The organism is Pseudoduganella guangdongensis, assembly GCF_009857475.1.
Lineage (GTDB): Bacteria > Pseudomonadota > Gammaproteobacteria > Burkholderiales > Burkholderiaceae_D > Rugamonas > Rugamonas guangdongensis.
In genome coordinates this window covers 1-10,214 of the sequence record NZ_WWCJ01000038.1, presented here as the reverse complement: position 1 = coordinate 10,214, position 10,214 = coordinate 1, and the positions used below count along the sequence as shown (strand labels likewise).

The window sequence follows — 10,214 nt, the reverse complement described above, 5'->3', positions numbered from 1 at the left end:
GGCGTGGCTTCGGCCTGGCTGGCGCGGGCGGCGCCGCCCAGGGCCACCTTGGCGGCCGGCGCCGGCGGCGCGAAGCGGGCGGTCAGCAGGCGCAGCAGTGGGCGCGCCAGCAGCAGGTAGCCCAGCAGCAGCGCCACGGCATAGCCGAGCCAGTTGGCCGAATCAACCACGGTGTCGCGCTCCTGCCACCACGGCGTTTCCGCGACCTTGGCCGGGAAGTTCATGGCGCTCACCACCAGCTTGTCGCCGCGCTCCTCGTTGATGCCCAGGCCGTTGCGCAGCACCTTGTCGATGTTGGCGATTTCCGCGGCGGTCCAGCCGGTTTTGGGGAAGGGCGCCGCCGCGTGGGCCAGCACCACGGCCACGTTCTGGCGCACCAGGCGGCCGCGCGCCTTCTTGGTCTGGGTGATGCTGCGGTCGTAGGCGTACTGGCGGGTGGTGGCGTTCTTGCGCGCCGTGCCTTCGTTTGGCGCCTGGCCCGGGGCACCACCCGCAGCGGCGGCAGCGTCGGCGGCCTGCTGCGGCGGCGGACGGTTGGACAGGGTGCCCGGCACGCCCATGGCGATGCGGTTGCGGTCCTGTTCCTCGCGCATGGCTTCGCTGGTCACCTTCGGGTCGGCGCCGTATTTCTCGACGGTTTCTTCGACCTTGTCGTTGTCGACCTCGGCCGTGACGCTCAGGCGGAAATTGCTGTCGCCGACGATCGGGCCCAGCATGCCCTTGATGTTGGCGCGGATTTCTTCCTGGGCGCGCTTGCCGCTTTCATTGGTGGCGCTGGAGGCGTCGAACGGTTCGCTCAGGTCGACATGCGAGGAGAGCAGGTTGCCCGACTGGTCCACCAGGCTGACGCGCGCCGGGTGCAGCGAGGCGACGCTGCCCGACACCATGTTGACGATGGCGGCAATGTGTTCCGGCGCCAGGGTGCGGCCCGGCTTGGTGGCCACCACCACCGAGGCCGAGGACTTTTCGCCGTCGCTGGCGACGAAGGAGGTGGACTTGGCGATCGACAGGTGCACGCGCGCGTGCGAAATCGCGTCCAGGGTCATGATCGACTGCGCCAGTTCGCCTTCCAGGCCGCGCCGGAAGCGCACATCCTGCACGAACTGCGACACGCCGAGCGGGTCGTTCTTGTCCATCAGTTCCAGGCCGGCCGGCAGCTGGGCGGTCACGCCCTTGGCCGCCAGCATCATGCGCACCTGGCCCAGTTTGCCCTCCGGCACCAGCACCTGGCCGGTTTCCGGGTGGATGCGGTAAGCGATCTTTTCCGCGTCGAGCACATTCATCATGTCGGCGGTGGCGACTTTTTCGCGCTGGCCGAAGACCGGCTTATAGCCGCTCTGGTCTTTCCATAACACCATCAACACCAGGGCCGTCAGGCCGACGGCCAGCAGCAGCATGGGGTAGAGGTTCTTCATTACGGCGGGCGGCATGGCCGGCGCCGCAGCGCCGCGCCAGCGTCCGATGGCGGACTTGATATTTGCAATCACGTCTGGTCTTTCGAGAAAGAAGCGAAGATAGGTGCGGTGCGCTCAGCGAACGTATACGCCAGCTTACAGCGGAAGCTTGATCAATTCATCGACCGCGCCCATCACTTTGTTGCGTACCTGCATCAGCATCTGGAAGGAAAGGCTGGCTTCCTGGCTGGCCAGCATGGCGCCGACCAGGTCGTCGCTGCGGCCGGCATCGACATCGGCCATTTTTTGGCCGGCGTCCACGTCTTGCGCGTTGACGCCGGCAATGGCGTCCTGCATCGACTGGGCGAAGGAGAAATGGTTGCCCGGCGGCTGGCCGGTAAAGTTGGCGGCGGGGGCGATTGCGCTTGCGTGTTGGGCCAGCTCGGCCGCAGCATTATTGAGTGCCGCCAGGTCGGCTTTGATCAAACCTGCGAATTCATTTGCCATTTAACACCTCAGTTTGGTTGCGCCACTGCTTGCACATCGTTACCATTAGTTCACCAGGCTTGGCTTGCGGATCATTAGCAAAGAGCCGCCTGAATTGTTAAATGGTGCCGCGTGGTACGGGTCATGGTAACCCGAATTCACGCCAGTAACAACCGCTTACAATTTGCAAAACTTCTTATAAATCATGCATTAAGCTTTGATTGTTAGAAGTTTATCTGTGAAACTTGCACTAATTTAGCTTACCCGCTGGCAACTTTTCTGTAAAGTCTTTTTGCACCGGCGAATTACTTGATTCATGGCAATACTGAGGGATTTCGGTTATTCTACGCTTCCGATTTCATCCTGAGCGGATTACTTTGCGATACGATGTGATGCAGATGGATGGCCAACCATGAATACCACACTAAGCACTGTGCAACACGAAGTTCTTGACCCTTGCTTGCTGGGACGGCCGGTACACCGGCTGCCTGTGTTTGCGGCGCAGCTGCGTGAAGACCTGGCCCAGGCCATGCGCCTGAACGTGCACCGCCGCTACTGGGGCACGTTCCAGGTGGACGATGTCGCCTTCAGCCGGCTCGATGGCAGCGAGGCGCGCCAGCGCTGGCTCGGCTTTGCTGTGCCGGCCGGCCAGATCGCCTTTGCCATGGAGCGCAAAATCCTCCTGAGCGTCCTCAATTTCCGCTACGGCCGTTCCACCCGGCCCGCCGCCGCCAGCAGTGGCACGGCGCTGGCCGATCCGGCGCTGGACGAGCAAGCGGTGCGCGTCACCGCCACCGAAGAACGGCTGGCCGTGGTGCTGGGACAACAGCTGGCCGGCACCCTGGCCGCGCGGATTGAAAGCAACCTGCCCGCCGGCAGCCGCGATGCGGGCGATGAGGCCGGCCTCACGCCCGGCTCGGCCACCCAGCCGGGCAAGGGCAGCTGGATTGTCACCGTCACCCTGAGCGACGGCGATTTGCAGGGCAAGGTCTGGTTTGCGCTGGACAAGCAAGTGATGGGTCATGTGCTGCACGGCTTGCTGCCGGAGCGCGATACCAGTAAAAAGAGCAATAAGAATCCAGGGCCGCTGGCGGCGCGGCTCCAGGTTGGCTTGAACGGCCGGCTGGTTTCCAAGGAAACCACGCTGGGCGCCTTGTTCGACTTGCGTGTGGGCGATGTGATTCCCATCAGCCTGCACAGGGCAGACGTCATGCTCGAAGACTCCCGCCTGTTTACAGCTGCGGTAACAGAGCACAAGGGCAAACTCTGCTTAACCTCTTTTGAAGATACCGAATGAATATGATGAATGTGAACCCGAACGGGACCACCGATGCGTTGCTGGACGACATGTCGGAGGAAATGATCATTGACCAGGTGTCGCAAGACCTGGCCGACGTGCCGGCCCCGCGCGGCAGTGGCCGGCGCGACTTGCCGGCCATGATGCGCAAGATCCCGGTGACCTTGACCCTGGAAGTGGGCTCGGCCCGCCTCTCGCTGCAGGACCTGATGCAAATCGGTCCGGACAGCGTGGTGGAACTGGACATGCTGGCCGGCGAGCCGCTGACCATCAAGGTCAACGGCACCGCCATCGGCCGCGCCGAAGTGGTGGTGGCCGGTGAAAACTACGGCCTGAAGGTCATTGATCTGGACGGTTTGAATCTCGACATGATGGCGCCATGACCTTGCGCCGCCTGGTGCCCGGCCTGGCGGCCGGGGCAGTGCTGCTATGCGCCTGCGCGCCCGCGTGGGCCCAGGATTTGCTGGCCGGGGTAGTGCCCGGCGCCAAGACCGAGCTCTCGGTCAAGATGCAGATCCTGATCATCATGACTTTGTTGGGCCTGTTGCCCATCATGGTGATGATGATGACTTGCTTTACCCGCTTCGTCATCGTGCTCACGCTGCTGCGCTCGGCGCTTGGCCTGCAGCAAGGCTTACCCAACCGCATCATCACCGGCGTCGCCCTGATCCTGACCCTGCTCGTCATGCGCCCGGTGGGCGACACCGTCTGGCGCGACGCCTTCGTGCCCTACGACCAGGACAAGATCGGCTTGCAGGAAGCGCTGAAGATTGCGGAAAAACCGATTTCGCGGTTCATGCTGGCGCAAACCAGCAAGGCTTCGCTCAAGCAAATCGCCGGCCTGGCGGGGGAAGCGGCCATCACCAATCCGAGCGAACACAGTTTCACCGTCAAGCTGGCGGCCTTTGTGCTGTCCGAGCTGAAGACTGCGTTCCAGATTGGCTGCCTGCTCTTTATTCCCTTCCTGATCATCGACCTGGTGGTATCGTCGGTGCTGATGGCGATGGGTATGATGATGCTGTCGCCGCTGGTGATCTCGCTGCCGTTCAAGCTGCTGCTGTTCGTGCTGGTGGACGGCTGGACTTTGACTGTCAATACGCTCGTGACGAGCATACAGGTTTATTAGGTGGGCTGAGCGATGCTGACGCCTGACGTGGCTGTCGACCTGGTGGTCGAGGCCCTGCATATCGTGATGATCCTGGTGATGGTGCTGGTAGTGCCAGGCCTGGTCGCGGGCCTGCTGGTGGCGCTGGTGCAGGCCGCGACCCAGATCAACGAGCAGACGCTGAGCTTCTTGCCGCGCCTGCTGGTCACCCTGCTGGCGATCATCCTGACGGGCCGCTGGATGTCCGGCTACCTGATGGATTATTGCGTCTCCATTTTCCAGCGCGCCGCGACACTGGTAGGATAGCGAAGCCGTGGAACAGGTCCTGGCAAACCTCCTGGTCTGGCTGACCGCCATCTGGTGGCCCTTCGTGCGCACCATGGCCATGCTGAGCGCGGCGCCGGTGCTGGGCGAAATGCTGGTGCCGGTCACGGTGCGCATCCTGGTGGCGCTGGTGCTGGCGATTGTGATGCTGCCGCTGACGCAAGGGCAGGTGGCGCCAACCATCGACCCGCTCTCGCTCCAGGGCGTGGCGCTCACCATCGAGCAGGCGGTGATCGGTTTCGTGATCGGGATGGCATTCCATTTTTCGATGTCGGTGATCGCCTTGCTCGGCTACCTGATTTCCAGCCAGGTGGGCTTTTCGATGGCGGTGATGAACGACCCGACCAACGGCACCATGTCGGACGTGGTGTCGGCCATGCTGACCATGCTGGCGATTGTGGTCTTCTTCTCGATTGACGGCCACCTGGTGCTGGTGGGCGTGATCGGGCAGAGCTTCAAGGCCTGGCCGCTGGGCGGCGGCTTCCACCCGCTGCTGCTGCAGGCGGTGGCCTGGAATGTGGCATGGATTTTCTCGGCGGCCATGCTGCTGGCGATTCCGGTGGTGTTTTCCGCCCTGGTGGTGCAGATCGGCTTTGGTTTCCTGAACCGGGTGGCGCCTTCGCTGAACTTGTTTGCGCTGGGCTTTTCCCTGATTACCATCTTCGGCCTGATGATGCTGGCCCAGGTGGTGCGTTTTATTCCGCAGCATTACATCCATATGTCGAACCGCGTGCTCGACATGATCCAGCGACAAATGGTGCCCTATGGCTGACGATAGCGGCGGCGACAAGTCAGAGAAGGCTTCAGCCCAAAAGCTGAAGAAGTCCCGCCAGGAAGGCCAGGTGGTGCGTTCGCGCGACCTGGCGACGGCGATCGGCATCCTGGTCTCGCTCAAGCTGTTCGTGTATTTGCTGCCGTCCTACCTGGTGGACTTCCGCGAAATCTTCCACCAGGCGTTTGCGCCGCTGGAAGGCGAGGGCGCGCTGGATAACGTCATGAGCACGGTCTGGCTCAGTTCTTCGCTGCTGCTGGTAAAAATGATCCTGCCGCTGTTCGTGGTGCCCTTGTTCATCGTGCTGGGCGCCATGATCCCGGGCGGCTGGGTCATGAGTTCCAAGAACCTGGAGCCGAAGCTGGAGCGCTTCAACCCGGTGACCAACCTGGGCCGCCTGTTCGCCAAGCGCCACGTGTTCGAGGTTGCCATTTCGATCGGCAAGGCGACGGTGCTGTGCTGGGTGCTGATCCACATCGGCACCGGCACGGTCAACGAGTACACGCGCCTGCAAGGCCTGGCGCTGAACGAAGCCATGATCAACGGCGCCGGCCTGATGCTGGACGGCGTGATGGCCATGGTGTCGGTGTTTATCATCTTTGCCATCATCGACGTGCCGGCCCAGGCCTTCTTCTACGCCGAGCAGCAGAAGATGAGCAAGCAGGAGCTGAAGGAAGAATACAAGACCCAGGAAGGCCGGCCCGAGGTGCGCCAGCGCATCCGCCAGCTGCAGCGCGCCCTGGCCGAACGCGCGGCGCGCAAGGTGGTGCCGGGGGCGGACGTGGTGATCGTCAACCCGGAACACTACGCGGTGGCGCTGAAATACGACGACAAGCGCGCCGAGGCGCCCTATGTGCTGGCCAAGGGCGTGGACGAAATGGCGCTCTACATCCGCAAGCTGGCGGCGGAGAACGGCATTGAAGTTTTATCCCTGCCGCCTTTGGCGCGCGCCATTTACAATACGAGCCAGGTCAACCAGCAGATCCCCGTGCAGTTGTACCAGGCGGTGTCCATGGTCCTGCATTATGTGCTGCAGCTGAAGGCGTTCCGCGAGGGACGCCGGCCGTCGCAGCCCAATCCGCTGGAGGCGGGGCAGGTTCCAGTTCCAACATCCATGAGTGAGGCAGCAACCACATGAATTTCCTGAAGGCTCTGTTCGCGGAAGCGGGTCGCCACAAGATCGCCACGCCGGCATTCTTGCTGGCGATCCTGGCGATGATTATCCTGCCATTACCGCCCATCCTGCTGGATGTCCTATTCACGTTCAATATCATCCTGGCCCTGATCATCATCCTGGTCAGCGTGAACGCCAAGCGGCCGCTCGATTTCTCGGTATTCCCGACGGTGATCCTGGCCACCACCCTGATGCGGCTGACGCTGAATGTGGCCTCCACCCGCGTGGTGCTGCTGCACGGGCATGAAGGCACGCACGCCGCCGGCCGGGTGATCGAGGCCTTCGGCCAGGTGGTCATCGGCGGCAACTTCGTGGTCGGCCTGGTGGTGTTCGTGATCCTGATGATCATTAACTTCGCCGTGGTGACCAAGGGTGCCGAGCGTATTTCCGAAGTGTCGGCGCGCTTCACCCTGGACGCCTTGCCGGGCAAGCAGATGGCGATCGACGCCGACCTGAACGCCGGCTTGATCAACCAGGAAAAAGCCACCGCCCGCCGCAAGGAAGTGGCGACGGAAGCGGACTTCTACGGCGCCATGGACGGTGCCGCCAAGTTTGTGCGCGGCGACGCGGTTGCTTCGATCCTGATCCTGATCATCAATATCGTCGGCGGTGTCGCCATCGGTACCCTGATGCAGGACATGAGCTTCGGCGACGCGTTCCGCCAGTTCGCGCTGCTGACCATTGGCGACGGCCTGGTGGCCCAGATCCCGGCGCTGCTGCTGTCGGCTGCGGCGGCCATCATCGTCACCCGTATTTCCGACTCCGACTCGAGCGACTTTGAGTCGCAGGTCGGCCAGCAGCTGCTGTCGTCGCCGAATGTGCTGTTCAGCGCGGCGGCGGTGATGGTGATCCTCGGCCTGGTGCCGGGCATGCCGTGGGCCATGTTCCTGACCTTTGCGGCGGTGCTGGGCTATGTGGCCTATCGATTACGGCAGCGGCAGGCGGCGCCGGTCGCCGATAACAACCTGGCCGCGATTGAAGCCGCGCTGCGCGAAGAGAAGGTGCCGGAGCTGGAATGGCAATCGCTGCCGGTGGTGCAGCCGCTGCAGGTGTCGCTGGGCTACAAGCTGGTGGGCCTGATCGACAAGGCGCATGGCGAAGTGCTGACCAAGCGCTTGCGCGGCGTGCGGCAAAGCCTGTCGGAGTCGATGGGCATGGTGCTGCCGCAAATCTTTGTGCGCGACGACCTGGCGTTGAAACCGACGCAGTACGCCGTGATCCTGGGCGGGTCGAGCATCGCGCAGTCGGAGGTGTTTGCCGACCGCTTGATGGCGATTCCTTCGCCGACGGTGTACGGGCAGGTGGATGGGATTCCGGGCGTGGAGCCGGCCTATGGCATGCCGGTGACCTGGATCGAGGCCAAGGACAAGGCGCATGCGCTGGGCCTGGGCTACCAGGTGGTGGAGGCGCCGAGCGCGATTGCGACCCACGTCTCCAAGCTGGTGCGCGAGTATTTGCCGGAGCTGTTCAGGCATGAGGATGTGGCGGCGCTGATGGAACGCTTGACCGCGCTGTCGCCCAAGCTGGCCGGTTCGCTGGACAAGGCGCTGACGCATACCCAACTGCTGCGGGTGTTCCGCGTGCTGCTGCAGGAGAACGTGTCGCTGAAGGATATCGTGCCGATTGCGACGACGCTGCTGGATTCGTCGGAGACGACCAAGGATCCGATCCTGCTGGCGGCGGAGGTGCGTTGCGCGCTGCGGCGTCAGATCGTTTCCAGCCTGTTCGGCCAGAAGACGGAGATGCTGGCCTTTAACCTGGGCGGAGAGCTGGAGAATATGCTGCTTGGTTCGCTGAACCAGGCGCGCCAGAGCGGGAAGGTGGTGCTGGATAACTATCCGATCGATCCGCATTTGCTGGCGCAGCTGCAGGTGAATATGCCGGTGGCGCGGGAGCAGATGAAGCAGCAGGCGACGCCGCCGCTGCTGCTGGTGCTACCGCAGATCCGGCCGCTGCTGGCGCGCTACGCGCGCCTGTTTGCGCCGGGGCTGCATGTCCTTTCTTATAACGAAGTGCCGGAGAATCGTGAGGTTTCCATTATTGGTACGGTGGGCTAAAACCCGGTAGGGCGGGGTCTGACCCGGAGGGTCAGACCCCCAACGGTCTTGAGGTTGCCGGTATAAACCAGCACCAACAGCGGTTGAACTGACGGGGGGGGGCTGACCCTTTGGGTCAGACCCCGGTTTTCCGGGTTTAGGTTAAAATCCTCCCGCCCGCAAACGCGGGCAAATTAACTACGTCTTCGGGGCGGGGTGCAATTCCCCACCGGCGGTAAGAACGGCCACGTTCAAGCCCGCGAGCGCCTGTCACACCGTATCGACAGGGTCAGCAGATCTGGTGCGAAGCCAGAGCCGACGGTATAGTCCGGATGAAAGAAGATGTGCGCAAACGCGCGTAAACCTGTCCGCCCAAGCGGCACGGGTGGTTGCGCCTATTCGCTTGCCCTGGAGCGTTTTTCGTTGACTTTAGCGAGGAGCGTTTCCTATGTTGTCCCCTGCAATCCCAGTAGCATCCCGTATCCAAGCCGCGCTGGAGGCCATGCGCGCCGGCATCCCCGTCGTCCTGCTCGACGACTTCGACCGCGAGAACGAAGCGGACCTGATCGTCGCCACCGACCGCCTCACCGTCGAAACGATGGCCCTGATGATCCGCGAATGCAGCGGCATTGTCTGCCTGTGCCTGACCGCCGACAAAGTGCGCGAGCTGGAACTGGCGCCCATGGCAGCCGAAAACGGCAGCAAGTACGGCACGCCGTTCACGGTATCGATCGAAGCGCGCGAAGGCGTGACCACCGGCGTTTCCGCCGCCGACCGCGTCACCACCATCCGCGCTGCCACCGCGCCCAACGCGCGCCCGGCAGACGTGGTGCGTCCCGGCCACGTGTTCCCGCTGCGCGCGGCACCGGGCGGCGTGTTGGAGCGCGCCGGCCACACTGAAGGCTCGGTCGACCTGGCGCGTATGGCGGGCCTGGCGCCATATGCCGTGCTGTGCGAATTGATGAACGCCGATGGCACCATGATGCGCGGCGAAGCGATCGAGCAGTTCGCAGCGCTGCACGGCATGCCGATCCTGACCATCGCGGAAATGATCGAGTGGCGTAGTAAGCACTAGTCAGGGCCGGGCGCGCGCATCTGTATCACAAATTAATTTCACGTGCGCGCGCCTTGACTTTCCCTGCCGCAGGAAAGACCCTGCTAGTTTCGATTGATCCGCGTTGCTCGGCAAAAGGTACCAGTGTGTCCCTGACAGATTTTTACTTGAGTATAGACTTCTCGAAACTGACGCCGATCGAGGATATGTTCGGTGGTGATTTCGAAGAAACCCAGCAACTGACGGTATTGTTCGAAGAGGCCGAGCTGTACCTCAGTTCCTTCAACTGGTGCCAGGGCATCAAGAGTGTCTACTTTGGGTTGGGCGTTTCCGGCATCATTGGAATATTCCTGTTCGAGATACTGCCATCGGAGAGCTCCGTGGATCGCTACTTTTGGGTAGTTGCGGGCGACACGCCGCCGGCGCATTTGCCGACCGTTGACCTAATGCGCGGCAAGCCTCGGCCTTCAGGCCGAGGTCAAGAGCGCGGATGCCGCAGGCATCCTTCCGTGCGACTGCGATACGGAATGCTGTATAAAATTACAGTATGGAGCGCCTTCAATCATATCGAT

At 62.6% G+C, this 10,214-nt stretch carries 11 protein-coding genes and 1 riboswitch; of the genes, 9 read left to right on the top strand and 2 right to left on the bottom strand.

What is annotated here, in order from left to right; all coding sequences use genetic code 11:
- Both fliF and fliE read right to left on the bottom strand, forming a co-directional pair.
- Positions 1–1,487: flagellar basal-body MS-ring/collar protein FliF (gene fliF / locus GTP41_RS26635; RefSeq protein ID WP_371867436.1), on the bottom strand; the 1,487-nt coding region annotated here is incomplete at its 3' end.
- A gap of 63 nt (positions 1,488–1,550) precedes the next feature.
- Positions 1,551–1,901: a flagellar hook-basal body complex protein FliE gene (gene fliE / locus GTP41_RS26630; RefSeq protein ID WP_161028615.1), complete on the bottom strand. Its 351-nt coding sequence runs from the start codon at positions 1,899–1,901 to the stop codon at positions 1,551–1,553.
- 391 nt (positions 1,902–2,292) lie between these two features.
- Here fliE and GTP41_RS26625 point away from each other — a divergent pair, with 391 nt between their 5' ends.
- The 9 genes from GTP41_RS26625 to GTP41_RS26585 all read left to right on the top strand — a co-directional run.
- Entirely contained in the window at positions 2,293–3,177 is an 885-nt protein-coding gene (locus tag GTP41_RS26625; protein ID WP_161028614.1) for a FliM/FliN family flagellar motor switch protein, read from the top strand.
- Between the two features lie 2 nt (positions 3,178–3,179).
- Complete coding sequence (locus GTP41_RS26620) at positions 3,180–3,560, top strand: FliM/FliN family flagellar motor switch protein (RefSeq protein WP_161028616.1); 381 nt, start codon at positions 3,180–3,182, stop codon at positions 3,558–3,560.
- The gene (gene fliP, locus GTP41_RS26615) at positions 3,557–4,303 is read left to right on the top strand and encodes a flagellar type III secretion system pore protein FliP (RefSeq protein WP_161028613.1); all 747 of its coding nucleotides are present in this window, start codon (positions 3,557–3,559) and stop codon (positions 4,301–4,303) included. The genes GTP41_RS26620 and fliP overlap by 4 nt, the downstream gene beginning before the upstream one ends.
- Before the next feature lie 12 nt (positions 4,304–4,315).
- Complete coding sequence (fliQ, locus tag GTP41_RS26610; protein ID WP_028101175.1) at positions 4,316–4,588, top strand: flagellar biosynthesis protein FliQ; 273 nt, start codon at positions 4,316–4,318, stop codon at positions 4,586–4,588.
- 7 nt (positions 4,589–4,595) lie between these two features.
- A complete protein-coding gene (fliR, locus tag GTP41_RS26605) occupies positions 4,596–5,378 on the top strand; it encodes a flagellar biosynthetic protein FliR (RefSeq protein WP_161028612.1) in 783 nt (260 codons plus the stop codon).
- Positions 5,371–6,516: a flagellar type III secretion system protein FlhB gene (gene flhB, locus GTP41_RS26600; protein WP_161028611.1), complete on the top strand. Its 1,146-nt coding sequence runs from the start codon at positions 5,371–5,373 to the stop codon at positions 6,514–6,516. The genes fliR and flhB overlap by 8 nt, the downstream gene beginning before the upstream one ends.
- Complete coding sequence (locus tag GTP41_RS26595; RefSeq protein ID WP_161028610.1) at positions 6,513–8,609, top strand: flagellar biosynthesis protein FlhA; 2,097 nt, start codon at positions 6,513–6,515, stop codon at positions 8,607–8,609. Before flhB ends, GTP41_RS26595 begins: the two co-directional genes overlap by 4 nt.
- Before the next feature lie 177 nt (positions 8,610–8,786).
- Positions 8,787–8,936: riboswitch (FMN riboswitch) on the top strand.
- 100 nt (positions 8,937–9,036) lie between these two features.
- The gene (gene ribB, locus GTP41_RS26590) at positions 9,037–9,663 is read left to right on the top strand and encodes a 3,4-dihydroxy-2-butanone-4-phosphate synthase (protein ID WP_161028609.1); all 627 of its coding nucleotides are present in this window, start codon (positions 9,037–9,039) and stop codon (positions 9,661–9,663) included.
- 53 nt (positions 9,664–9,716) lie between these two features.
- Positions 9,717–10,214: hypothetical protein (locus GTP41_RS26585; protein ID WP_202419900.1), on the top strand; the 498-nt coding region annotated here is incomplete at its 3' end.

What these genes read in the sequence shown, in the direction of transcription:
- fliE (WP_161028615.1), bottom strand. Translation starts at nt 1,901, where the DNA reads ATGGCAAATGAATTCGCAGGTTTGATCAAAGCCGACCTGGCGGCACTC.
- GTP41_RS26625 (WP_161028614.1), top strand. Translation starts at nt 2,293, where the DNA reads ATGAATACCACACTAAGCACTGTGCAACACGAAGTTCTTGACCCTTGC.
- GTP41_RS26620 (WP_161028616.1), top strand. Translation starts at nt 3,180, where the DNA reads ATGATGAATGTGAACCCGAACGGGACCACCGATGCGTTGCTGGACGAC.
- fliP (WP_161028613.1), top strand. Translation starts at nt 3,557, where the DNA reads ATGACCTTGCGCCGCCTGGTGCCCGGCCTGGCGGCCGGGGCAGTGCTG.
- fliQ (WP_028101175.1), top strand. Translation starts at nt 4,316, where the DNA reads ATGCTGACGCCTGACGTGGCTGTCGACCTGGTGGTCGAGGCCCTGCAT.
- flhB (WP_161028611.1), top strand. Translation starts at nt 5,371, where the DNA reads ATGGCTGACGATAGCGGCGGCGACAAGTCAGAGAAGGCTTCAGCCCAA.
- GTP41_RS26595 (WP_161028610.1), top strand. Translation starts at nt 6,513, where the DNA reads ATGAATTTCCTGAAGGCTCTGTTCGCGGAAGCGGGTCGCCACAAGATC.
- ribB (WP_161028609.1), top strand. Translation starts at nt 9,037, where the DNA reads ATGTTGTCCCCTGCAATCCCAGTAGCATCCCGTATCCAAGCCGCGCTG.